The sequence below is a fragment of the Streptomyces sp. NBC_00568 genome (genome assembly GCF_026341855.1).
GTDB lineage: Bacteria > Actinomycetota > Actinomycetes > Streptomycetales > Streptomycetaceae > Streptomyces.
The window spans coordinates 6,730,050-6,754,039 of record NZ_JAPENW010000001.1 but is presented as its reverse complement, the minus strand read 5'-3'; the positions used below and the strand labels follow the sequence as shown (position 1 = coordinate 6,754,039).

Annotated in this window: 20 protein-coding genes and 1 pseudogene; 7 read left to right on the top strand and 14 right to left on the bottom strand. The window is 71.8% G+C overall.

The features are described 5' to 3' along the window. Positions 1 to 84: 84 nt before the first annotated feature. Positions 85 to 918, bottom strand: a complete 834-nt coding sequence (locus OOK38_RS29400; protein WP_266848939.1) for an alpha/beta fold hydrolase — start codon at positions 916 to 918, stop codon at positions 85 to 87. Positions 919 to 1,050: 132 nt separating this feature from the next. On the opposite strand from OOK38_RS29400, the gene OOK38_RS29395 reads away from it, so the two are divergent. The 3 genes and pseudogenes from OOK38_RS29395 to OOK38_RS29385 all read left to right on the top strand — a co-directional run. Beyond that, positions 1,051 to 1,500, top strand: coding sequence for a helix-turn-helix domain-containing protein (locus OOK38_RS29395; RefSeq protein WP_266755635.1), 450 nt, complete (start codon positions 1,051 to 1,053; stop codon positions 1,498 to 1,500). A gap of 499 nt (positions 1,501 to 1,999) precedes the next feature. Further along, positions 2,000 to 3,139 (top strand): transcription termination factor Rho, encoded by a 1,140-nt coding sequence (gene rho, locus OOK38_RS29390; protein WP_266755636.1) that lies wholly within the window; start codon positions 2,000 to 2,002, stop codon positions 3,137 to 3,139. 88 nt (positions 3,140 to 3,227) lie between these two features. Continuing rightward, a pseudogene (locus tag OOK38_RS29385) lies at positions 3,228 to 4,133 on the top strand (D-alanyl-D-alanine carboxypeptidase family protein); the annotation flags it as partial. A gap of 14 nt (positions 4,134 to 4,147) precedes the next feature. Here the strand turns inward: OOK38_RS29385 and OOK38_RS34575 are convergent. The 13 genes from OOK38_RS34575 to OOK38_RS29320 all read right to left on the bottom strand — a co-directional run bounded on the left by OOK38_RS34575 (position 4,148) and on the right by OOK38_RS29320 (position 19,332). Further along, entirely contained in the window at positions 4,148 to 5,614 is a 1,467-nt protein-coding gene (locus OOK38_RS34575; protein ID WP_323178854.1) for a glycosyltransferase 87 family protein, read from the bottom strand. 254 nt (positions 5,615 to 5,868) lie between these two features. After that, positions 5,869 to 7,275 (bottom strand): polyprenol phosphomannose-dependent alpha 1,6 mannosyltransferase MptB, encoded by a 1,407-nt coding sequence (mptB, locus tag OOK38_RS29375; RefSeq protein WP_266848936.1) that lies wholly within the window; start codon positions 7,273 to 7,275, stop codon positions 5,869 to 5,871. A gap of 657 nt (positions 7,276 to 7,932) precedes the next feature. After that, positions 7,933 to 8,883 (bottom strand): glutaminase, encoded by a 951-nt coding sequence (locus OOK38_RS29370; protein WP_266755639.1) that lies wholly within the window; start codon positions 8,881 to 8,883, stop codon positions 7,933 to 7,935. A 163-nt stretch (positions 8,884 to 9,046) separates the two neighbouring features. Next, positions 9,047 to 10,069, bottom strand: a complete 1,023-nt coding sequence (locus OOK38_RS29365) for an asparaginase (RefSeq protein WP_266765561.1) — start codon at positions 10,067 to 10,069, stop codon at positions 9,047 to 9,049. Between the two features lie 244 nt (positions 10,070 to 10,313). After that, on the bottom strand, positions 10,314 to 10,991 hold the full coding sequence (locus OOK38_RS29360; protein ID WP_266765562.1) for a FadR/GntR family transcriptional regulator: 678 nt from the start codon (positions 10,989 to 10,991) through the stop codon (positions 10,314 to 10,316). A 208-nt stretch (positions 10,992 to 11,199) separates the two neighbouring features. Further along, positions 11,200 to 12,036, bottom strand: a complete 837-nt coding sequence (locus tag OOK38_RS29355; protein ID WP_266755641.1) for an undecaprenyl-diphosphate phosphatase — start codon at positions 12,034 to 12,036, stop codon at positions 11,200 to 11,202. 83 nt (positions 12,037 to 12,119) lie between these two features. Then, positions 12,120 to 12,494 (bottom strand): fluoride efflux transporter CrcB, encoded by a 375-nt coding sequence (gene crcB / locus OOK38_RS29350; RefSeq protein ID WP_266755642.1) that lies wholly within the window; start codon positions 12,492 to 12,494, stop codon positions 12,120 to 12,122. Further along, on the bottom strand, positions 12,491 to 12,895 hold the full coding sequence (locus OOK38_RS29345) for a DUF190 domain-containing protein (protein ID WP_266755643.1): 405 nt from the start codon (positions 12,893 to 12,895) through the stop codon (positions 12,491 to 12,493). The genes crcB (OOK38_RS29350) and OOK38_RS29345 overlap by 4 nt, the downstream gene beginning before the upstream one ends. Beyond that, positions 12,892 to 13,368 carry a fluoride efflux transporter CrcB gene (gene crcB / locus OOK38_RS29340; protein WP_266755645.1) on the bottom strand — a complete coding sequence of 159 codons (477 nt, stop codon included), beginning with the start codon at positions 13,366 to 13,368 and terminating at the stop codon, positions 12,892 to 12,894. Before crcB (OOK38_RS29340) ends, OOK38_RS29345 begins: the two co-directional genes overlap by 4 nt. A gap of 202 nt (positions 13,369 to 13,570) precedes the next feature. Further along, positions 13,571 to 14,533 carry an SMP-30/gluconolactonase/LRE family protein gene (locus OOK38_RS29335; protein ID WP_266755647.1) on the bottom strand — a complete coding sequence of 321 codons (963 nt, stop codon included), beginning with the start codon at positions 14,531 to 14,533 and terminating at the stop codon, positions 13,571 to 13,573. A 25-nt stretch (positions 14,534 to 14,558) separates the two neighbouring features. Next, positions 14,559 to 14,846, bottom strand: coding sequence for a helix-turn-helix transcriptional regulator (locus OOK38_RS29330; protein WP_266755649.1), 288 nt, complete (start codon positions 14,844 to 14,846; stop codon positions 14,559 to 14,561). 144 nt (positions 14,847 to 14,990) lie between these two features. After that, a complete protein-coding gene (locus OOK38_RS29325) occupies positions 14,991 to 16,550 on the bottom strand; it encodes an arabinogalactan endo-1,4-beta-galactosidase (protein ID WP_266765563.1) in 1,560 nt (519 codons plus the stop codon). A gap of 760 nt (positions 16,551 to 17,310) precedes the next feature. After that, positions 17,311 to 19,332, bottom strand: a complete 2,022-nt coding sequence (locus tag OOK38_RS29320) for a beta-galactosidase (RefSeq protein ID WP_266755650.1) — start codon at positions 19,330 to 19,332, stop codon at positions 17,311 to 17,313. A 311-nt stretch (positions 19,333 to 19,643) separates the two neighbouring features. Here OOK38_RS29320 and OOK38_RS29315 point away from each other — a divergent pair, with 311 nt between their 5' ends. The 4 genes from OOK38_RS29315 to OOK38_RS29300 are packed head-to-tail and all read left to right on the top strand — an operon-like array spanning position 19,644 to position 23,816. Further along, positions 19,644 to 20,966 (top strand): extracellular solute-binding protein, encoded by a 1,323-nt coding sequence (locus tag OOK38_RS29315; protein ID WP_266755651.1) that lies wholly within the window; start codon positions 19,644 to 19,646, stop codon positions 20,964 to 20,966. Beyond that, on the top strand, positions 20,963 to 21,886 hold the full coding sequence (locus OOK38_RS29310; protein WP_266755652.1) for a carbohydrate ABC transporter permease: 924 nt from the start codon (positions 20,963 to 20,965) through the stop codon (positions 21,884 to 21,886). The genes OOK38_RS29315 and OOK38_RS29310 overlap by 4 nt, the downstream gene beginning before the upstream one ends. Then, positions 21,883 to 22,788, top strand: a complete 906-nt coding sequence (locus tag OOK38_RS29305) for a carbohydrate ABC transporter permease (RefSeq protein WP_266755654.1) — start codon at positions 21,883 to 21,885, stop codon at positions 22,786 to 22,788. The genes OOK38_RS29310 and OOK38_RS29305 overlap by 4 nt, the downstream gene beginning before the upstream one ends. Next, a complete protein-coding gene (locus OOK38_RS29300; protein WP_266755656.1) occupies positions 22,785 to 23,816 on the top strand; it encodes a LacI family DNA-binding transcriptional regulator in 1,032 nt (343 codons plus the stop codon). The genes OOK38_RS29305 and OOK38_RS29300 overlap by 4 nt, the downstream gene beginning before the upstream one ends. Positions 23,817 to 23,990 lie beyond the last annotated feature (174 nt).

Here is a 23,990-nt window from a genome sequence, read left to right as displayed (position 1 = left end):
GTCCACCGGGTTCTCCTTGCTACGGGGCCGAGTTGGCGGTCGTACGACACCGTCGGGCGCCGTACGACGATCGATTCTGCCTGCTCAGCACAGCGTGCGCAGCAGCTCGGCGAAGCCCTTCGGGTGGGTCAGGTTGCCGTTGTGGCCGCCCGGGAAGTGGATCGGTGCGACGCCGAGTCCGGCGGCCAGTTCCTCGGCGCAGCGGTAGTCGAACATCTGGCGCGGCGTGGTGCGTCCCGCCGCGGGCACGACGCGGACCGGCCCGCGCTTGAGCGCACCGATCTCGTCCGGTCCGAGTTCGGCCCGGCTCATCGTCAGTGCGTCGTGCGCGACGAAGAACGTGAAGTTCGCCTCGCGGGAGGCATCCAACGGGGCCATTCTGGAGCCGGGTTCGACTTCCTGGCGGGCCGGGTCGATGCCGAGGATCTCGGCGATCCTGCGTACACCGGCGATCCATCCTTCGTGTCGGAAGACCTCGCGCATCTCGTCCAGCTCCCGCCTGGCGCGGAGTTTCTCGGCCTCGGGCAGCATGCCGGGGATGGCGGGCTCGTGTGCGACCAGGACGCTCAGCCGCTCGGGATGGCGCTGGGCGAGGCGGAGTCCGATGACGGCGCCCATGCTGCAACCGAGCATGAGCGCGGGCTCGTCGGTGAGGTGGGCCAGCAGCCGGTGCACGTCGTCCACGTGCTCGTCGAGGGTGGCACCGCGGGCCGGATCGTCGAGGACGCTGCGGGACAGGCCTCGCCGGTCGTACGTCACGACGGTGTACGCGTCGACGAGGTGGTCGACCATCGCGTCACTGCGGTTGGCGTCGCCCTCTCCGCTCTGCGAGACGAGCAACAGGGGTCCCGTGCCGCGCACTTCGTAGTGGAGGGTGGCGCCGGGGACGGGCAGGGCGCCGGTACGGGTGACATGCATGGCGGGCTCCTCACGTGGATGAACGCGGACGCCCTTCGGCATCCCTCCCTCATCGAACGTACTCCATCATTTTTGATGCATCAAGAGTGATGCATTATTTCTGATGCATCTTCCTTGATATGATCTGCGGTCATGAACGGAGCGGAACTCTTCCTTCTGGGCCGGACCCTGATGAAGATCGGCGAGGAGGCCATCCCCACCGAGGGGGTCGGCCCCCGGTCCACGAGCACCCGGTCCATGCTGATCGTGATGCTCGACGTGTACGCCCACACCGACACGACGGTCGGCGAGGTCGCCCTGCGGACCGGCCTGCCGCAGAGCGCCGTGTCCGCGTGCGTCGCACGCCTCAGGGAAGCGGGCTCGATCCTCACCGCGACCGACCCCGCCGACCGCCGCCGCTCCCTGATCCGGCGCAACCCTGAGATCACCGGCCGCCGGGCCGAGGTCGCGGCGAGCCCGATCGACTACGCGCTGGGCGCCGCCCTCGACACCGAGGACAGCGCGACGATCGCCGAGACGGTCGCCCTGCTGGAACAGCTCGCCGAACGGCTGTCGCCGGACGTCCTCGGACGCCTGCGCTGACACCGGAGCGCCAGCTGCCGGAATGGACGAGGTCGGGACCGCGTTGAGGGGGTGAGGGTGCAGCTCCGACGGCTACCGGAGAGCGGCCGACTTACCTGACGGCAACTGGGGCCGCACCGGGGCCGGATGGTCCGGACAGCGTCCGGCCGGCCGTTACCGCCGGACGCAAGGGTCCCCCTTCCGAAAGCCCCCCTCGCGGGCCGCTGAGAGGCGGATCACAGCCGAACGGGCCCCTCCAGTGGTACAGTCGCACCAGCACTCGTGTACGCCGCTGATTTCAGGCGCCGGTGCCAGTTCCCTCTCCCGCTGCCACGCCGTCGATTCCGACCGGCGGACCAGCTTCTCAGCACCACCTCCCGAGCACGGCCGGGGATCGCTCCCGTCGTACCCGAGGTGATGTTCCCGCCGCACCGAGGCGCGCCCCGCGCCCTCCCTCCGCGGCCTCTCCCCCCTTCCTTCCGCATGCCCCATGCAATTCCCGTCCGTGAAAGGACATCCCATGACCACCACACTCGAACGCCCCCCTGTACAGCAGCGGCCCCAGACCCAGGTCGCCACCGGTGTCCTCGACATCGACGGCAACGGGAAGGGGCACCTGCGCTCCGCGAACTGCCTGCCCTCGCCCACCGACCTTCAGGTCTCCCCCGCACTGATCCGCCGTCACGGCCTGCGCAAGGGAGACACCGTGCACGGTGTGCGTGGCGGACCCCGGACCCTCACCGAGGTGGAGCGGATCAACGGCCGTGCGCCCGAAGAGCTGCGCCGCCGCCCGCACTTCGCCGATCTCACCCCGCTGCACCCGCGTGACCGGCTCCGGCTGGAACACCCGGCGAGCGGACTGACCGGACGCGTCGTCGACCTGGTCTCACCGGTCGGCAAGGGCCAGCGCGGCCTGATCGTCGCCCCGCCCAAGACCGGCAAGACGGTACTGCTCCAGCAGATCGCCGCCGCCGTGGCCGGCAACCACCCCGAATGCCACCTGATGGTGGTGCTGCTCGACGAGCGGCCCGAGGAGGTCACCGACATGCGGCGCTCGGTGCGCGGCGAGGTCTACGCCTCCACCTTCGATCAGTCGCCCAAGCAGCACATCGCGCTCGCCGAGCTCGTCATCGAGCGGGCCAAGCGGCTCGTCGAGGCGGGCCAGGACGTCGTGATCCTGCTCGACTCCCTCACCCGGCTGTGCCGGGCGCACAACAACGCGGCCGCCGCCGGTGGGCGCACCCTCAGCGGCGGTGTCGACGCCGCCGCGCTCCAGGGCCCCAAGCGCGTCTTCGGAGCGGCGCGTCTCGCCGAGGAGGGCGGCTCGCTGACCATCCTCGCCACCGCCCTCGTGGAGACCGGCTCCCGCGCCGACGACTTCTTCTTCGAGGAGCTCAAGGGAACCGGCAACATGGAGCTCCGGCTCGACCGGACCCTGGCCGCCCGACGGGTCTTCCCCGCGGTCGACATCACTCCTTCCGGCACCCGCCGCGAGGAACTCCTGCTTCCCGCACCCGAGTTGGCGGCCACCCGAGGGATTCGGCGCGCCCTGGGTACCCGGGACGGGCAGGCCGGCCTGGAAACGCTCCTGGAACGGCTGCGCGCCACCCCCGACAACGCCGCCTTCCTGCGCCAGGTTCACCCCACCCTGCCCTCCTGACCCCCGCGCCTGTGGCATCCGGGTGCTCGACGTCGCCACTCGGCCCGGGCAGCCCGGCGTGTCGCGAGTCCGTTCCTACGTTTGCGGTATGACCATCGGATTCTCATTCCGGGCCGCCGCTTCTCGCTCCTCGGTCACGCGCGCCGCCCTCTCCTGCTCCGCCGTCTGCGTGGTCGGTGTGCTGGCCGCCGCGACGAGCCCGGCCGCCGCACTCGCCGATGCGGGCCCCGGGGCGCCCCGGCCTGCCGCGTCGCAGTCCTCGGCGCTCTACCGGACCGGGACGCAGGTACGCCCCCGGACCGGGGCGCCCGAGGTCCCCGAGGACATCTCCGCGCTGTCGTGGCTGGTGGCCGACGCCCGCACCGGCGACGTACTCGCCGCGCACAACGCCCACCGCAGGCTGCCGCCCGCCAGCACCCTCAAGACCCTGTTCGCCCTCACCGTCCTCCCGTCGCTGCCCGGCAACATCCGGCACACCGTCAAGGAAGAGGAGCTGGAAGGCATCGGCGCGGGCAGCAGCCTGGTCGGCGTGGCCGAGAATCACACCTACAGCGTGGCGGACCTGTGGCGCGGGGTCTTCCTCAACTCCGGCAACGACGCCGTCCACGTGCTCGCCGCGATGAACGGCGGCTGGACGGCCACCACCGCCCAGATGCAGGCCAAGGCCCGCTCGCTCGGCGCCCGCGACACCCACGTCGTCTCGCCCGACGGGTACGACACACCCGGGCAGGTCTCGTCGGCGTACGACCTGGCGGTCTTCGGGCGCGCGGGGCTGCGCAACGCCGACTTCGCGCGGTACTGCGCCACCGCCGAATCGATGTTCCCCGGCGACCGCGGCTCCTCGTACGGCATCCAGAACACCAACCGGCTGCTGACCGGCGCGAACGGGGTGGCGCCCTACCCAGGTCTGATCGGCGTCAAGAACGGCTACACCACGAACGCCGGCAACACCCTGGTCGCCGCCGCGCGCCGCGACGGGCGCACCCTCGTCGTCACGTTGATGAACCCTCAGGCGGGCGGCGGGTTCACCGTGTACGAGGAGGCGCGCTCGCTGCTCGACTGGGGCTTCGAGGCGGCCGGCCGTGTCGAGCCCGTGGGGACACTGCTCGACACACGTGCCGTACCCGCGGCCGGTCCCGCCGCCCCGGCCGGTCCGTCCACCCCGGCCGGTCCGTCCACCCCGGCCGGTTCCGCCGCCCGGCCCGGTGCCACCGCATGGCGCGAGGCCACCGCACGGCCCGTGGCCGCCGCGCTCCCGGACGACGAAGGGTTCGACTGGTCCGCAGCCGCGGGGATCGCGGGCGCCGCCGGTCTGGGTGCCGCGAGCGTCGCTCTCGCCCTGCGGATCAAGGCGGCCCGGCCCCCGCGCGGCTGACCGGCGGGCAGCCACACCAGCAGCCCGAGCGTGACCCACGTATAGGTGTTGCTGCCGAGGAACCCGTCGAGGCCCGACGCGTCGTCGAACCACAGCCACACCACGCTGCTGCACAGCACCGCGTACAGAGCCGCCGCGACCCGCAGCCTGTGCCTGTGCAGCAGCACGGCGAAGGACGGCAGCAGCCACACCAAGTGGTGCACCCAGGTGATCGGGCTGACGAGACAGGCGGCGAGGCCGGTGAGGGCGAACGCCGCGGTCCAGTCGTCGTCGGCCAGAGCCCGCGAGACCCGCCGGGCCCACAGGCACAGGACCAGCAGGGAAGCCGTCGCCCACAGGGCCCGGCTCGGGTCCTCGGGGGCCGTGAGCCGGGCCAGGACACCCTGCAACGACTGGTTGGAGACGTAGGCCGGACGCCCGACACGGGCCGTGTCCCACAGCGCGTCGGTCCAGTAGAAGCGCGACGCGCCCGGTGCCGCCCACGCCGCCAGCGCGGTGGCCAGGGCGGCGACGGCCGTCGCGACACCGGCCGCACGCCGACGGCGGCCGAGCAGGAGCAGCACGATGAAGAGCGCCGGCGTGAGTTTGATCGCCGCGGCGAGGCCGATCCCGGCGCCCGCCCAGCGGCCGCGCCCGCTCGACAGCAGCCAGGCGTCGCTCAGCACGAGCGCGAGCAGCACCAGGTTGACCTGACCGAAGCTGAAGGTGTCGCGGACCGGTTCGAACAGGGCCAGCAGACAGGCCGTCAGGGCGAAGCCGAACCAGCCGTAGCGGCGCAGTGCAGGTCCGACCAGGATCGCCACCGCGGAGGCCAGCGCGGCGAGGTTGAGCAGCAGGGCGACGGCGATCGCCGTGGGCAGCCCGACCAGGGCCATCGGCAGCATGCCGAGCGCCGCGAACGGCGGATAGGTGAAGCCGTACGTCGTTCCCGGCACCCGGTAGTCGTAGATCCGGCCGCCGTGGTGGACCCAGGTGTCGACCGTCCCGTAGTACACGCGCAGGTCGAACCAGTCGCGGAGCAGCGGCACGGTGGCCGTGAACACGCCGACGACGACGGCCAGTCCGAGGACGAGACCGAAGCGCCGGCGATCGGTGCCCAGCACCGCCGAAATGCCGCCGGGACCCCTCGGCCCGCCCGGCACCTCGCCGCTCGGCCCCCGAACGCCGCTCGGCGTCTTCACTCCTGTCGTCCCCCTCGACACTCCTGTCGTCCCCCTCGTCCCCCTCGTCCCCCTCGTCCCCCTCGTCCCCCTCGTCCCCCTCGTCCCCCTCGTCCCCCTCGACCCCCTCGACCCCCTCGACCCCCTCGACCCCCTCGACCCGCTCGGACCCGTCCCAGACCTCGGGTCTTCCGTCATGCCGTCCGCTCCAGTACCGGTGCGTTCGGCTGCGCCGCCTGGTGGGCCTGGCAGAGCACGACCAGGGCGAGCACTCCCCCGGAGACGGCGAGGACCACCTGTTCCACATCCGCCGGTGCCCCGCTGGGCAGCACCGCGAGCGCGAGCACCGCGCTGACGGCGGCGACGCGGCCCCGCGTCGAACCGGTGGGGGCCGCCGCCGCTATGAGGAACAGGCCCCACAGCGCGTACCAGGGCCGGATGGCGGGCCCGAACACCGCCACCGCGGCCAGACTCAGGCCGAGCGCGTAGACCGGGTGCGGCCGCAGCCGGAGCCATATGAACAGCAGCAGGCACACGGTCGCCACCAGTCCGGCCGCGTGCCACGCGGGCATGGCGAGCGGCGCGAGGCCGCTGCCGAGGTTCTGCAGCACGGCGCCGGTGGCGCGGCCGAGCACGCTGGTGGGTGACCAGTTGTGCGGCGAGACCGGCGTCCTCAGGGCGGCTATCCAGCCGTACCCCGTACCGGCCACCGCCGTCGCGGCGACCGTCGTAGCGGCGGCGGTCACCAGGGTCGTCACCGTGGCCCGCGCCGTCCCCCGGCGCCCTCGCCCGCGCCCGCGCAGCGCGACGACCGCCAGCAGACCGAGCGCGGCGGGCGCCTTGACCAGCGCCGCGAGGGTGATCAGAACGACGCCGACGATGTGCCATCGGCCGCGCGCGGCCACCAGGCCGACACCGAGCAGGCCGAGCATGATGGCGTCGTTGTGCGCGCCGGCCACCAGGTGCAGCAGGACGAGGGGATTCAGCGCGCCGAGCCACAGCGCGGCGGCCGGATCGGCGCCGCTGTGCCGGGCGAGGCGGGGCAGGGCCGCCGCCATCAGGGCGACCCCGAGCAGGGCCACCAGGCGCATGCCGAGCAGTCCGGCCGGTATCTCCCCGCGGGTCAGCGCCGACAGGGCGGACGCGACGGCGAGGAAGACCGGGCCGTACGGCGTCGTCGTCTGCTGCCAGACGGGCGCCACCTCGTCGGCGAGCGGGCCGCCGAGCCGCGCGGGTCCGTACGCGTACACGTCGATGTGGGCGTCGACCATGGCGCCCTGCGCGAGGTAGCTGTAGACGTCCCGGCTGAACAGCGGGGGCGCGAGCAGCAGCGGCGCCGCCCAAAGGGCCAGCACGAGCAGCAGGGAACGCGGAGTCGGGGGTTCGGGCCCCCGTACGACGGTGCCCAGCAGCGCCCAGGCGGCGATCAGCAGAACGACCCCGAAGTACACCCCGACCAGGCCGAGTACAGCACGCCCCGACTCGGGAGCGAGGAATTCGGCCGCGGGCAGGGCCCCCGCAGTCTCGCCGCCCAGCGCGAGAAAGGCGGTTCCGGCCAGGCCCAGAGCCTGGCAGCGGCGGAGATCGACGGGGAAAGCCATGGCCAACACTCCGCAAGCGTGTCAACGCCGGGTGGCCGGAAGGCGACGTGGCGCTCTCCTCGCGGGGTCAGGCGCATGACCTCCGTGTGGTGGCGCGAACGTCGTGCGGACGCCGCACCGGGCGCCGGGTCTGCCGCCGTTGGCCGCACGGTCGGTGCGGGGCGCGCAGACGGCGCGGGACGCACCATCCGTGCAGGACGCGCAGTCCGTGCGGGACTCGCACTCTGTGCGGGAGGCGCAGTCCGTGCCAGACGGCGGTCGGCGCGGGACGGCACTTGGCGCGTCGGTGAGCTTCGCGATTCCGCGGGCGCCGGTCGGCGCGAGACCACGGTCGACGCGAGACCACGGTCGGCGGGTGCCCCCGCGCCTGCGGGTGACGACGGCCGGCGAGCGGCCCAGACCTGCGGGTGACGCGGTCGGCGGGCGGGCCAAGCCCACAGGTGACGCGGTCGGCGGGCGGGCCAAGCGCACAGGTGGCACGGTCGGCGGGCGGGCCAAGCGCACAGGTGGCACGGCCGGCAGGCAGGCCACGCCCACGAGTGACGGCGGCCGGCAGGCGGGCCAAGCCCACAGGTGACGGCGGCCGGCAGGCGGCCCAATCCCACAGGTGACGGCGGCCGGCGGGCGGGCCAAGCCTGCTGGTGACAGGGGCCGGGGCTAGAACACCGACACCCCGGTCAGGGTCGTGAAGCGGTCCAGGGCCGCTACGCCCGCCACCGAGTTGCCCCGCTCGTCGAGACCCGGGCTCCAGACGCACAGCGTGCAGCGGCCCGGCACCACGGCGATGATGCCGCCGCCCACTCCGCTCTTGCCCGGAAGCCCCACCCGGTAGGCGAAGTCGCCCGCGGCGTCGTACGTCCCGCACGTCAGCATGATGGCGTTGACCTGTTTGGCCTGGCTCTGGGTGAGCAGCCGGCCGCCGTCGGCGCGGATGCCGTGCCGGGCCAGGAACCCGGTGGCGAGGGCGAGATCGGCGCAGGACGCCGCGATCGAGCACTGCCGGAAGTACTGTTCGAGCAGGACCGGCACCGGGTTGTCGATGTTGCCGTAGGACGCCATGAAGTGGCCGAGCGCCGCGTTGCGGTCGCCGTTCGCGGCCTCGGAGGCGGCGATGTCCTTGTCGAAGGTGAGCTCCGCGTTGCCGCTCTCGGCCCGCAGGAACTTCAGCAGGGTGCCGGCCGCGTCCCCGGTCCGGGTCTGCAGCCGGTCGGTGACGACGAGGGCTCCCGCGTTGATGAACGGGTTGCGCGGGATGCCATTCTCGTATTCCAGCTGGACCAGGGAGTTGAACGGGTTGCCGGAGGGCTCGCGCCCGACGTGCTCCCACAGTGCGTCGCCCTCGCGGGCCAGGTCGAGGGCGAGCGTGAAGACCTTGGTGATGGACTGCGTGGAGAACGGCTGCCGCCAGTCCCCCACTCCGTACACCGTGCCGTCGAGCTCCGCGACGGCCATGCCGAAGCGGCGCGGGTCGCAGGCGGCCAGTGCCGGGATGTAGTCGGCGGGCCGCCCCCGTCCCGGCGTCTGCGCGATCTCGGTGGCGATGCGCTCCAGGACCGGCTGGAAGGTCAGGGAGGAGGGATACGACGAATACGCGGGCATGATCGCCATTGTGCCGCCCGCCCGGTCCCGCCGCTCATCGCTCGGGCGGTCCCGGGCGTGCTCGCGACGGCCTCGGGCCGCGGAGGGCCGGCGAGCCGCTCGGGCTGCAACAGGGCTCTCTTCAGCGCGAGTTCGGCCACTCGCGGGTGGTCGCGTGGACTTCCGCGGGGCGTCAGGCGTACGCCGGTCGGGCGAGCGGGTCGAGGGCGCGGACGGGGCGGATGCCGCCGACCACCGCGCCGCCGCCGAGGAGCGGCGCGCCCGCGAACTCGGCGAGGGCGGCCGGGTCGACCCCGGCCCGTGCCAGGGCCGCGGCGGCCACCGGGACTCGTGCCCGGTCGGCGCCGTCGGCGATCTTCACGGCGACGGCGCGGCCGTCGGGCAGCGCCGCGACCTGCACGCCCTCGAAGCCGTCCTTGGCGAGCAGCCCGGGCACGGCCCTCATCAGCGCGGCGACGTCACGCCCGGACCCGGAGGCCATTTCGGCGTGCGCGCGCATCGCGTCGGCCACCCGGGCCTCCGGGGTGCCCGGCGCGGCGCCCGCGATCCGGACGGCGGCGCGGGCGAGGCCGTGCAGCGAGACGGAGAACAGCGGCGCGCCGCAGCCGTCGACGGTGACCTGGGCGACGGCCTGTCCGGTGAGGTCCTCGACGGCCTGGGCGATCGTCCGCTGGAGCGGGTGGGCCGGGTCGAGGTAGTCGTCGAGGGACCAGTCGTTGAGGTGGGCGGTGTACAGCATGGCCGCGTGCTTGCCCGAGCAGTTCTGGGCGAGCCGGGAGGGCAGTCGGCCCTCGCGCACCCAGGTCTCCCGGACGACCGGGTCGAAGGGCAGGTCGGGGATGTTGCGCAGCCGCTCCTCGGGCAGCCCGGCGGATTCCAGGATGCGCCGGGTGCCGGCGAGATGCCGTTCCTCGCCGGAGTGGCTGGCCGCGGCGAGCGCGAGCAGTTCGCCGTCCAGCGGGAGGCCGGCACGCAGCATCGCCACGGCCTGCACGGGCTTGAGTGCCGAGCGCGGGTAGAAGGCGGCCTCGATGTCGCCGATCTGGAGGTCCACGCTCCCGTCGGCGGCGAGCACGACGACGGAACCGTAGTGGATGCCCTCGATCACGCCGCCGCGCACGAGGTGGGCGACGGGCGCGTGCAGGGGTTCGCGGATCACGGGGGCCTCGACGGCGAGCGGACCGCCGTGCGTCATGGTCGGGTTCACGCGTCGGCCCCGACCCGTATCCGGGCATGCGGGCGGCATGTGCCGTACCGGGCCGCGGCCGGCGCGAAGGCGATGGGCGCACGGCGCGGTCCGGCCGACCGGCGGGAGCCGACGGGCGCGGGCGCCCGGAACGCCGCCCGGATGTCCTGCGCGGACGTCCGGGAGGTCACCAGGTGGTCAGCTGCGGACGTACGGGACGCCGCTGGAATGTCGTGTCGTGGGGAGTGCGCACTCATGCCTCGGGGCCGCCTTTCGTGAGGGTGTCCGTGCGCTCGGGGCGCACGATGGAGGTGAGTGCGGTGTCCACACGGTCGAGGTGGTGGGCCATGGCCTCGGTGGCGTCGTGTTCGCTGCCGTCGACCAGCGCTTCGACGATCGCCCGGTGTTCCCGGTTCGACTGTTCGCGACGGCCGCCGAGGTCGTTCAGGAAGGCCGACTGACGCGCCAGCGCGTCACGGATCGCCTCGATGACACGGCGGAAGACCGGGTTCTGGGTGGCCTCGGCGATGGCGATGTGGAAGATCGTGTCCATGGCGACCCAGGCCGTGGTGTCGGTCTCCCGCTCCATCCGGTCGAGCAGATGCGCGAGGTGGTCGAGGTTCTCCGCGGTGCGGCGCAGGGCCGCGTAGCCCGCGACGGGGATCTCGACATGGCGCCGCACTTCGAGCAGGTCGCCGGCCGCGTAGTCGCCGAAGGTGGGGTCCTGGACCGCGTCGGCGACCACGAAGGTGCCCTTGCCGGTACGGGACACGGTCAGGCCCATCACCTGGAGGGCCCGCAGTGCCTCGCGCAGCACGGGGCGGCTGACCTCGAGACGGCGGCAGAGCTCCGCCTCGGAGGGGAGCTTGTCGCCGACGGCGTGGTCGCCGCGCTCGATGGCGTCGCGGAGGTGGGTGAGCACCGCTTCCATGGCACTGACACGCCGCGGCATCGCCCCACCTGTCTGGCTGTCTGACAGGTTCACGGACGCGATACTCCGGGTGGCCTGCCGGGATGTCAAGCGGAGCGCGGGAAGCACACAAGGGGCGCGAAGCCCTGAATTCGGCTTCGCGCCCCCTGGGCGACTGGTTCGTGTCCTCGGGGGCGGCTCACGTCGGCGCCCGGGGCGGACTCCGGTCTCAGCTGTCGAGAACTCCCGCGCCGAGCAGCCCGAAGAGTGCCAGGCCGATCACGATCCGGTAGATCACGAAGGCGTTGAAGGAGTGCTTGGCGACGAACTTCAGCAGCCAGGAGATCGAGCCGTAGGCGACCACGAACGACACCAGGGTGCCGGCGAGCAGCGGGGCGGCGCCCACACCGGTGCCGAGGGCGTCCTTGAGCTCGTACAGGCCCGCGCCGGTCAGGGCCGGGATGCCGAGGAAGAAGGAGAGCCGGGTGGCGGCGACACGGTCCAGGTCGAGGATGAGGCCCGTCGACATGGTAGCGCCGGAGCGCGAGAAGCCCGGGAAGAGCAGGGCGAGGATCTGGGAGCTGCCGACCAGCATCGCGTCCTTGAACGAGGTGTCGTCCTCACCGCGCTTGTGGCGGCCCATCTGGTCCGCCGCCCACATCACACCACTGCCCGCGATCAGCGAGCCCGCGACCACCCACAGGGAGGCCAGCGGACCCTCGATGAGCGGCTTGGCCGCGAGGCCCACGACCACGATCGGGATCGTCGCGTAGATGACCCACCAGGCGAACTTGTAGTCGTGGCTGTGCCGCTCGTCCTTGTCGCGCAGCCCGCGCCCCCAGGCGGAGACGATCCGCACGATGTCCTTGAAGAAGTACACGAGCACGGCGGCGATCGCGCCGACCTGGATGACCGCGGAGAAGCCGACGACGGCGTTGTCGTCGACGGGGATCCCCATCAGCCCCTCGGTGATCTTGAGGTGGCCGGTCGAGGAGACGGGGAGGAATTCGGTCACCCCCTCGACGGCTCCGAGGACGACGGCCTGACCGACGTTGATGACGCTCATGGGATCCAGTTCTGAGGAGTTGGTCGACAGTGCTGTAGACGGTGCAGGAGACAGTGTCGCCTATGCGCGACGGCGCCCGGCACCTACGCCCACAGAGCTTGCGCGAACGAGACCCCGGCGAACGCCGCGCCGAGGCCCGCCGTCACGCTCACGATCACGTTGGCGGCAGCGTAGAACCCCGCACCGGCCTCGGACAGCCGCAGGGTCTCGTACGAGAACGTCGAGTACGTGGTCAGCGCACCGCACAGACCGGTCCCGATCAGCAGTTGCAGGTGTTCGGAGACCTGACCTGCCGAGGCGGCGCCGGTCAGCAGGCCCAGGACCAGGCACCCTGTCACGTTGACGACGAGGGTGCCCCAGGGGAAGACCGTATCGTGCCTCAGCTGCACCGCCCGGTCGGTCAGATAACGCAGGGGCGCACCGGCCGCGGCACCGAGGATCACCAGCAGCCAATTCACGACGACTTCTCACCTTTCCCGGACGTTCCGCCACCGCCGGCGCCGGATGTGTCCTCAGGTGTGCCGTCCCGCCCGACGTAGCGGATGACCTCGCAGTCGTCGAGGATCACCAGTCCCTCGGTGACGAGTTCGTCGATCTGCGGCAGGAAGGCCCGTACGCGCTCCGGGGTGTCCACCACGATCACCGCCACCGGAAGGTCCTCGCTCAGCGAGAGCAGCCGCGAGGTGTGGATGAGGGAGGAGGCGCCGAACCCCTCGATGCCCCGGAAGACGCTGGCGCCCGCGAGGCCCGCGGCGTGGGCGCGGTGCACGATCTCCGCGTAGAGCGGCTTGCGGTGCCAGGTGTCGTTCTCGCCGATGAAGATCGTCACCCGCAGGGCGCTGCCCGTCAGCCTCGTCATCGCCGCCTCCGTGCGAGGGCCCGGCGGGCCGCCGTCGTCCCGAGCCACACCGCCGCGAGCGCCGCGCACAGGGTCGCGGCGAGGTAGCCGAGCCCGGTGCCCGGGTGGCCCGTGCCGACCAGGGTCCGGATGTCGACGGCGTACGTCGAGAAGGTGGTGAAGCCGCCGAGGACCCCGGTGCCGAAGAAGGGCCGTACCAGGCGGTGCGCCGGCCACGCGTCGGTGATCAGCACCATGAAGACGCCGATCACGGCACAGCCCACGACATTGATCGCGAACGTGGTCCAGGGGAAGGCGCCGGTCTGCGTGGGCCACAGCTGCCCCGCTCCGTAGCGGGCCGTGGCGCCGACGGCTCCGCCGAGGGAGACCATCGCGACGACCGGGCCCTGCCCGCGCCAGGGGGACGTCCTGCGCGCGGGCGCGCGCACGGGAGTGCCGGATTCGTCGACGCGCTCGGGATGCGGGACTGTCATGTACCTGGGCTCCTACTCGCCGGGCCGGTGCGGGCGCACGGCATCGCAAGCAGGGACCGTTGGCGGCATCGGTGCCGCGGTTCGGGTACGGCGGGCCCCACCGCCGCGCCACGACACAAGATCGCGGCCGGTCAACAGGGTAACGCCGGAGATACGGGCCGCGCATGCGCGGACCGTGCCGTGACAGGCCCCGCGCGGCGGCTCAGCCGGGGGCGCCGGGCAGATCGCAGACGGCGAGGCCGCGCTCCCAGAGGCTTCCGAGGATCAGCCGGCCGTCGGCCTCACAGACGCTGGTGACCATGCGGAATCGCGCACGGCGGCCTTGCAGATGGTGCAGGACACGGCCTGCGTCGTCGACCGCGAGGGCGCCCATGGTGCCCGGCGGGCGGAAGGGGGCGCGCACGGCGATGCGGGCCGCGGTGCGCCGGACGGCCGGGCCGCGCCGGTGCAGGAGTTCCAGGGCGCCGACCCGGGGTCCCGCCAGCGCCACCCAGATCGGACCGCCCGGGGCGCGCCAGAGGTTGTCCGGCTGGCCGGGGAGGTCGTCGAGGAAGGTCTCGGCGCGGCCCGCCGACGGCCCGGTGAGCCAGTAGCGGGTGAGGCGTGACCTACCTGTCTCCGCGAGGACGAGGAAGGACTCGTCGGCCGAGGGGGCGAGGCCGTTGGCGAACTGGAGCCCTTCCAGGAGCACTTCGGGTTCCGTCTCCCCCGGTGCGAGTCGCAGCAGGCGACCGGTACCGGTGTGCTCGACGAGATCGCCGATCCAGTGCTCGAGGGGGTAACTGCGGCTGGAGACGGTGAAGTACACCGTGCCGTCCGAGAGGGCGACGACGTTGCTGCAGAAGCGCAGGGGCGTACCGGCGACCCGGTCGGCGAGGACGCGGACGACTCCGTCGTCGAGCCCGATCCGCAGCAGCCCGCGTTCGGCGTCGCACACCAACAGGGCGTTGTCCGGGAGAAGTTCGAGGCCGAGCGGTCTGCCGCCCGTCTCGGCGACGACCCGGACGCCGGTGCGGGCGGGATCGCCGAGCCCGTCGACGCGGACGATGCGGCCGTCCTCCAGACCGGTCAGCACCCCGCCCCGGGAGTCGGCCACCACGTCCTCGGGGCCGCGGCCGCCGAGCTCCACCACGCGCCGGGGCAGGAGCGCGGTGGGAGGCCCCATAACAGTGGACCGTTGTCCCACGCGCCTACCAGCCCTTCTCGAAGTAGTGGCTGACTTCGGCGATACGGAACTCGTCGCGGCGGTAGTAGGTCCGCCGTCCGACCTTCTTGGCACGCAGCAGTCCGACTCCGGTGAGGAGGTCGAGGTGGGTGCGCGCCACGGCCCGGCTCACACCGAGCTTGACGGCGAGAGCGTCGGGGCTGACGCCGTCCTCGAGGAGGTCGCCGCGGCGCTGGGGCGGGAAGTGGACCGCGGGGTCGCGCAACCACTCCAGGATGTCCAGCCGTTGCCCATTGACGGGCCCCTTGAGCATCTCGTCCCCCTCCGTCGTGACGGTCTCCCGCTACTGTCCCGCAGCCCGGGTCAGCACGCACGGCCTTCCACGACCCTGGCCGGAGCCGAACGGCTCCGAAAACGCACGGGGCCCGGCCGCACCGGCGGCCGGGCCCCGTCGCGCTCAGCGGTGACCGAACAGCGACATGGCCGGAAGGGCCTTGTCGTCGAAGCCGAACAGGGCCTGGTTCTCCCATCCGTTGCCGGAGGCGGAGTCGGCCGGGTCCCAGCCGTTGCCCGTGACGGCCGTCCAGGTGGCCTCCCAGTAGAAGACACCGAGACCGCGGCCGTTCGGCACGGCCTCCACGACGTTCATGACGTCCCGCAGCCAGTTGGACTGCCCGGCGGTGGTGGCCGCGTAGCCGGAGACCAGTTCACCGGTCGTGTCGATCTGGTTGACGAGCGCGTCGTCGCTGTCCAGACGGAAGGGGTAGGCCGTCTCGGCGAGGAAGACCGGCTTGCCGTAGCGGGCCGCCGCGTCGTCCAGGGTCGTCTGGAAGTCGTAGAGCGAGCCGTGCCAATAGCCGTAGTACGACAGGCCGATGGCGTCGAACTTCACGCCGTTGGACACCGCGCTGTCGAACCACCAGCGGGTTCCGGCGAGGTCGCCGCCCTTGGCGAGGTGCAGCGCCACCACGGTGGAGGAGCTGACCGCCTTGGCCGCGTCGTAGCCGGAGTTGAGCAGACCGGCGAGCTGCGAGAAGTTGTCGGTGGAGCCCTCGGACCAGAGCATGCCGCCGTTGATCTCGTTGCCGATCTGCACCATGTCGGCCGTGGTGCCCTGCGCCTTCAGGGCGCCCAGCACGTCGTACGTGTGGTTGTAGACGTCCGTCTTGAGCTGGCTGTACGAGTGTCCGGACCAGGCGGCCGGCTTGGTCTGGGTACCGGGGTCGGCCCAGGTGTCCGAGTAGTGGAAGTCGACCAGGAGCTTCATGCCCTGCGCCTTGACCCGCTTGGCCATCGCGAGGACGCGGGCCTTGTTGTTGTAGCCGTCGGCCGGGTTCACCCAGACCTTGAGGCGCGCGTAGTTCATCCCGGAGGACTTGAGGATGGCGAGCGCGTCACCGGTGGTACCGGAGCTGGTCTTGTAGACCCCGCCGAAGGCCTCGCTCTTGGCGAGGGAGGAGATGTCGGAGCCCTTGACGGTCAGTCCGCCGGTGCCGGAGGTGAACGTCAGGTCGTCGACGTTGATCCAGTTTCCGGCGTTGGCGTCGGAGTAGACACTGATCGTGCACTGGTTGCCGGTCACGGCGACGGGCACGACCAGGTGGATCCACCCGCTCGCGGAGACCGGCAGATCGGTGCGCTGCTCGGTGCCGCCGCAGTTCTTCAGGGCGAGGTAGGCGGAGTTCTGTCCGCCGCCCGAGCGCACCCACGCGGTGAGCTTGTAGTTCCCGTTGGTCAGCCCGGAGAGGTACTGGTACGTCTCCACCTTGTACGCCGAGGCGGAGTAGTGGCTGAGGCGGTAACTCCCGCCGTGGCCACCGGCTTCGACGTACGAGGCGCCGGTGCTTCCGGACTCCGACCAACCACTGGGCACGGCGGTGCCGGTCCCGTCGGCCTCGAATCCGGCGTTGGTCAGAGTGCTCGCCGCCTGCGCGGTCTGCGCGGGGAGGGCGGTGAGGGCGAGCCCGGCCGCGAGCGGCAGCAGCAGAGCCCTGAGTGTGCGTCTGGGATGGAACATCATCGTCCGTCGTCCCTTCGACGTGGTGGGGAGGGGGTGCCCCCGGTGGGTCCGGGGGCGAACCCCTCCGCCCGCGGCTTCATGGCTCACACGGGCGGAGGGGAGTCGGCTCGCCGTCGAGCACCTTTGACTCGGACGGCAGGTGGAGCGACCGGCGGACCGCGCGACCCGGGTGGATCGGAGCGGGTACCGGGTTGCGCGACCTGGACGGCTCCGGAGCGGTGACCGGGCCGGGCGCCCCGGACTGCTCCCGGGGCGGTCATCGGGTTGCGCGATCTGAACGGCTGGGGCATTCACCGGGCTGAGACCCCGGACGATCCCGGGGCGGTCATCGGGTCTGCAGGATCTGAACGGCTGTGCGTGGTACCTGGGTTGCGACCTCGGCAGCTCGGGGCGGCCGCGGGTGGCGATCTCGACGGCGGTGCGGGGTTCCGGCGGGCTGGGCGACCGGGGCTCTTTCGGTGCCGCCTCCGGGGGGGCGCCCCGGACCGGTGCCGACGCCGCCCCGGGGTTCCGGCCAGGGCGGCTGCCGTGCCGCGGCCGGGTCGCGATCAGACGGCAGGGCGTGCGGCCGCCGGTCTCCGACCCGCAGGCTGCCGGCCGCCTGCCGCCTGCCGCCTGCCGCCTGCCGCCTGCCACCTGCCACCTGCCACCTGCCACCTGCCACCTGCCACCTGCCAGGCTCACGCAAGTCCCTCGCGATTGAAGGCGGTTGGTGACGGCCGCGCGCGTCGGACGACCCGCGCGGCCGTCACCCGGGTCAGTCGTCGAGGCGCACGACCCGCACCGCGCCGGCCGGAACCGCGAGGCGGCCCGCGGCACGTTCGCCCGTCAGGAGCTCGGTACCGTGCGCGTCCAGCGGCACCTTGGCGTCCGACGCGGTGTGGTTGACGGCGAAGACGTAGGTGCCCGACTCACCGGTGCGGCGCACCACTTCGACATCGCGGGGCAGATCGGCGCGCGGCGCGACGCGGGCGTCGTCGGCCGCCCAGCCGATCAGGGCGTCCAGGCCCTCGGCACCGAGACGCGTCGACACGTACCAGGCCGAACCGGCGCCGAGGCGATGCCGGGTGACCGCCGGATGACCGGCGGTCAGCCCGTCGGCGTACGACCAGACGGTCTCGGCGCCGCGCGGCACCACGAACTCGGTCCATACGTCGCCGGTGAGTTCGGAGCCGTCGGGCCCGGTGATCCGGACCAGCTCGCCCTGGAGCAGCGGGGAGAACTCCTCGACGGTCAGGCCGAGTACGTCCCGCAGGGCGCCGGGGTGGGGGCCCTCGTGCACGGCGTCGTGCTCGTCGACGATGCCGGAGAAGTACGAGACGACGAGGGTGCCGCCGTTGTCGACGTACTCCCTGAGGTTGTTCCCCGCGGCCTCGGTCATCAGGTAGAGGGCGGGTACGACGACAAGGGGATAGGCCGACAAGTCGGCTTCCGGGTGGGCGAAGTCGACCGTGAGGTGGCGGTCGTAGAGGGCGGCGTAGAAGGCATCGGCGCGCTCGCGTGCGTCGTGGTCCTCGCTGGGGCGCCACTGGAGGCTCTGGGCCCACCAGGACTGCCAGTCCCACAGGACGGCCACGTCGGCGACCGTGCGGGTGCCCTTGATGGAAGCCAACGAGTCTATGGACGCGCCGAGTTCGACGACCTCCCGCCACACCCGTGAGTCGGTGCCGGCGTGCGGCAGCATGGAAGAGTGGAACTTCTCGGCTCCGCGCCGGGACTGCCGCCACTGGAAGAACATGGCTCCCTCGGAGCCGCGCGCCACGTGGGAGAGGGAGTTGCGGGCCATCTGTCCAGGCGCCTTGGCGGGGTTGCGGGGCTGCCAGTTGACGCCCGAGGTGGAGTGTTCGAGGAGCAGCCAGGGGGCGCCGCCCGCGACCGATCGGGTGAGGTCGGCGGCCATCGCGAGGTTCACGTGGGTGCGGCGGCCGTCGGTCATCAGGTAGTGGTCGTTGGTGACGAGGTCGACCTCGCGGCCCCATGCCCAGTAGTCGATGGAGTCGCACTGGCTGAGGGCCGTCATGAAGTTGGTGGTGACCGGGATGCCGGGCGCGAGGCGGTGCAGGATGTCCCGCTCGGCCACGAAGTTCTCGCGCATGGTCGCGTCGGCGAACCTCTTGTAGTCCAGCGCCTGGGCCGGATTGCCGACGGTGGGGGTCACGCGCGGCGGGTCGATCTGGTCGAAGCCGGCGTAGCGCTGGCCCCAGAAGGCGGTTCCCCAGGCCTCGTTGAGCGCGTCGATCGTGCCGTAGGTGCCGGTCAGCCACCGGCGGAAGTGCTCGGCGCAGGACGCGCAGTAGCAGGCCGAGACGGGGACGCCGTACTCGTTGTGGACGTGCCACAGCGCGAGCGCGGGGTGGTCGGCGTAGCGGGTCGCGAGCCGGGTCGTGATGGAGGCGGCGGCCGCGCGGTAGTCGGTGTTGCTGTGACAGATGGCGCCGCGTGAGCCGAAGGCGTAGCGGGTGCCGTCCGGGGCCTCGGGGAGCGCTTCGGGGTGCTCACGGTAGAACCAGGCGGGCGGCGCGACGGTGGGGGTGCCCAGGTCCGCGCGTATGCCGTTCTCGTGCAGCAGGTCGAGCAGACGGTCGAGCCAGCCGAACTCGTAGGTGCCCGGACCCGGTTCGAGCAGCGCCCAGGAGAAGATCCCGACGCTCACCATCGTGACGCCCGCCTCGCGCATCAGCCGGACGTCCTCGGGCCAGACGCTTTCCGGCCACTGCTCGGGGTTGTAGTCCCCACCGAAGGCGAGCCCGGTGAGGCCCTTGGGGTTGGTCTCCGGCATGGATCTCTCCCGTGTAATCGATCATTTGGGAACGTGCACACACAGCGCCAGCGGCGTGAGTCCAACATAACCGCACAGCAACAACCATTGACAAGTGTCCGGGATGTTTCTCTACTGTGAACGCTCACAGAAGCACCGCGAGTGTGCCGAAGGGGGAGCTCCGGTGTCGAGAGGCGACCGCGCGAAGGCCCGAAAGGGCCGGGCGCGGGGTCGTCGTCCCGGTACCGGCGGCACGCCCCCGAAGGCGAACCGCGCAAGAACAGGGCAGGCCTCCGCAGCAGGCGGGGGCCCAGGTCAGGGGAGAACGTTCCATGCCCAACACGAAGCACAGCCGCCTCGTGGCCAGCACCATCGCCGTCGTCCTCGGCGCCACCTCGCTCGCCGCATGCGGCTCGTCGGACGACGACAAGAGCGAAACCCAGTCCGGACCCGCGTCGCTGACGTACTGGAGCTGGGCGCCGGGCATGGACAAGGTCGTCGACCTCTGGAACAAGGGGCCGGGGAAGAAGCAGCGGATCACCGTCACGGTGAAGAAGCAGGCGTCGGGCGACGATCTCGTCACCAAGATCATCACCGCGCACAAGGCCAAGAAGGCACCGGACCTGGTCCAGGCCGAGTACCAGGCCCTGCCGACGCTGGTCAGCAACGACGCCCTCGCCGACATAGCCGGCGAGTCCAAGGACGCCAAGAGCAAGTTCGCCGACGGCGTCTGGCAGCAGACGACCCTCGGGACGGACGCGGTCTACGCGATCCCGCAGGACATCGGCCCGATGATGTTCTACTACCGCGCGGACCTGTTCAAGAAGTACGGCCTGACCGTTCCGACCACCTGGGAGGAGTTCGCCGAGACCGCCCGCGCGCTGAAGAAGAAGGCGCCGGACAAGGCGCTGACCACCTTCTCCGCCAACGACTCGGGCCTCTTCGCCGGTCTGGCCCAGCAGGCGGGCGCCCAGTGGTGGACCACCTCCGGCGACAAGTGGAAGGTCGGGATCGACGACACGGCCACCCGCAAGGTCGCCGACTTCTGGGGCGGTCTCGTCAAGGAGGGCGCGATCGACAACCAGCCGATGTACCAGCCCGCCTGGAACAAGGCCCTGAACACCGGCAAGCAGATCGCCTGGGTCAGCGCGGTGTGGGCGCCCGGCACCCTCACCACGGCGGCCCCGGACACCAAGGGCAAGTGGGCGATGGCCCCCCTGCCGCAGTGGTCGGACAGCGACAACGTCACCGGCAGCTGGGGCGGCTCCTCGACGGCGGTCACCACGGATTCCCAGCACAAGGCGGCCGCCGCGAAGTTCGCCGCCTGGCTGAACACGGACCCGCAGGCGGTGGCAGCGCTGGCGAAGGAGAGCGGCATCTACCCGGCGTCCACCAACGCCCAGCTCAGTGACGCCTTCTCGCAGCCGCCGGCCTTCTTCTCCAACCAGCCGGACTTCTACACGAAGGCCTCGGAGATCGCCAAGACCACCGCCCCGTCCGCGTGGGGCCCGAACGTGAACGTCGCCTACACGTCCTTCAACGACGCCTTCGGCGCCGCCGCCAAGAACAAGTCGGACTTCGGTGCCGCCCTGAAGACCATGCAGGACGCCACCGTCGCCGACCTGAAGAAGCAGGGCTTCGGGGTCGCTCAGTGACGACCGCACGCCGGAAGCCGTACGGGGTCAAGGGGGCCCCGTACGGTTTCCTCCTCCCCGCGGCGATCCTCTTCGTCCTCTTCTTCGCGCTGCCCATCGGCTACGCGCTCTGGCTGAGCCTGCACAAGGTCCAGGTCAAGGGCCTCGGTCTGGGCTCCGGCGCCCGCAAGGAGGTCTGGGCGGGCCTCAGGAACTACACCGACGCGCTGACCGACAGTGAACTGGTCGACGGCGCGCTGCGCGTGGCGGGCTACGGCGCCATCGTGGTGCCGGTGATGCTCGGCCTCGCGCTGCTCCTCGCGCTGATGCTCGACGCGGACAAGGTGCGCCTCGCCCCCTTCACCCGGCTCGCGATCTTCCTGCCGTACGCCATCCCGGGCGTCGTCGCGGCCATGCTGTGGGGCTTCCTGTACCTCCCGGACGTCAGCCCCTTCTACTTCGTCCTCGACAAGCTGGGCATGCCGCAGCCGAACCTGCTGGACGGCGGCCCGCTGTACTTCGCGCTGTCGAACATCGCGGTCTGGGGCGGCACCGGCTTCAACATGATCGTCATCTACACCGCGCTCCAGGCCATCCCGGCCGAGGTGTACGAGGCGGCGAAGCTGGACGGCGCCACCCCGCTGCAGACCGCCCTGCGGATCAAGATCCCGATGGTGGCACCCTCCCTGGTGCTCACCTTCTTCTTCTCGATCATCGCCACCCTCCAGGTGTTCAGCGAGCCGACCACCCTCAAGCCGCTCACCAACTCCGTCTCCACGACGTGGAGTCCGCTGATGAAGGTCTACCGGGACGCGTTCGGCGCCGGTGACATCTACGCGGCCGCCGCCGAGGCAGTGATCATCGCCGTGGTCACACTGATCCTGTCCTTCGGCTTCCTGCGCGCCGCCAACTCCCGTACCAAGCAGGAGGAAGCACGATGAGTTCTCTTGCCGTCCGCAAGGCGGCGCCGGCCGCGGGCACGACGCCCGGCACCGCGCAGGGGCCGCCCCTGCGCCACCGGATCGCCCTGGTCCCGACCCTCACGCTGCTGCTCGGCGCGCTCTACTGCCTGCTGCCCGTCGCCTGGGTGGTGATCGCGGCCACCAAGTCCGGCCGCGAGCTGTTCTCGACGTTCACCTTCCTGCCGGGCACCGGCTTCACCCAGAACGTCAAGGACCTCAACGCCTACCGAGACGGCATCTACTGGACGTGGATGGGCAACTCCGCCCTCTACGCCGGTCTCGGCGCCCTCCTGTCGACGGCCGTCTCGGCGATCAGCGGCTACGCCCTGGCGATCTACCGCTTCCGGGGCCGCGAGACCATCTTCAGCATCCTCATGGCGGGCGTGCTGATGCCACCGGTGATCCTCGCGATCCCGCAGTACCTGCTCCTCGCCAAGGCGGACCTGACGGACTCGTACGCGTCGGTGCTCCTGCCCCTCGTCCTCTCCCCGTACGGCGTCTACCTCGCCCGGATCTACGCCTACGCCGCCGTCCCCGGTGACGTGGTCGAGGCCGGGCGGATGGACGGCGCCGGGGAGTGGCGGATCTTCACCCGGGTCGCGCTGCCCATGATGGTGCCCGGTCTGGTGACGGTGTTCCTGTTCCAGTTCGTGGCCGTGTGGAACAACTTCCTGCTCCCCTACATCATGCTCAGCGACGACGAGAAGTTCCCGATCACGCTCGGCCTGTTCACCCTCCTCCAGCAGGGCTCCAACACTCCGGCCCTGTACACCCTGGTGATCACCGGCGCCCTGCTCGCGATCATTCCGCTGGTCGCGCTGTTCCTGGTCATCCAGCGCTTCTGGAGCCTCGACCTGCTGTCCGGAGCCGTAAAGTCATGACCATGAGCAACACGGGGGGCCGACGCAAGCCGCCGACGATCCACGACGTCGCGCGCGAGGCCGGTGTCTCACGCGGCACCGTGTCACGCGTGCTCAACGGCGGGCACTACGTGAGCCCCTCGGCACAGGAGGCGGTCAACGCCGCCATCCGCAGGACGGGCTACGTCGTGAACCGGCACGCCCGCTCACTGATCACCGGACGGTCCGACTCGGTCGGCTTCCTGCTGACCGAGCCCCAGGAGCGGTTCTTCGAGGACCCGAACTTCAACGTCCTGCTGCGCGGCTGCACCCAGGCACTCGCCGCGCACGACGTGCCCCTCCTGCTGATGCTCGCCGGCACCCAGGACGAACGGCGGCGCATCACGCGCTACATCACGGCGGGCCACGTCGACGGGGTGCTGCTGGTCTCCAGCCACTCCGGCGATCCGGTCGCCGAGGAACTGCGCGAGGCGGGCGTGCCCCTCGTCGCGTGCGGCAAGCCCATCGGCCTCGGGTCCAAGGTGAGTTACGTCGCCGCCGACGACCGGGACGGCGCCCGGGACATGGTCACGCACCTGCTCTCCCTCGGACGGCGCCGGATCGGTATGGTCACCGGCCCGCTGGACACCCCCGGCGGAGTCGAGCGCCTCGCGGGCTACCGGGAGGTGCTCGCCGAGGCGGGCATCGAGGCCGACGAACGCCTGATCGCCTCCGGCGACTACAGCCGCGCCAGCGGTGAGGCGGGCGCCGAACGGCTCCTCGAGAGCGCCCCGGACGTGGACGCCGTCTTCGTCGCCTCCGACCTGATGGCCCAGGGTGTGCTGGCGGCGCTGCGCAAGGCCGGCCGCCGGGTCCCCGAGGACGTCGCCGTCGGCGGCTTCGACGACTCCCCCGCCGCCACCGCCGCCACCCCGGCCCTCACCACCATCCGCCAGCCCTGGGACCGCATCAGCTCCGAGATGGTCCGGGTACTCCTCGCCCAGATCGGCGGCGAGGATCCGGCGGCGGTGATCCTGCCGACGGAACTGGTGCGCCGCGAGTCCACCTGAGGACAGCGCCGGAAGCCGCCGGGCCGCGCCTGCCGGCCGGCCGGCCCCAGCACGGCAGGGCCCCGGGGGCCGAACCCTCCGGGGCCCTCCGCGCTCCGGGCCGGGCGCACCGGTCAGGATTCGAGAAGCCACACCCGCCTCCCCCGGCTTAGCGTGAACGCACCGTCGGAACGC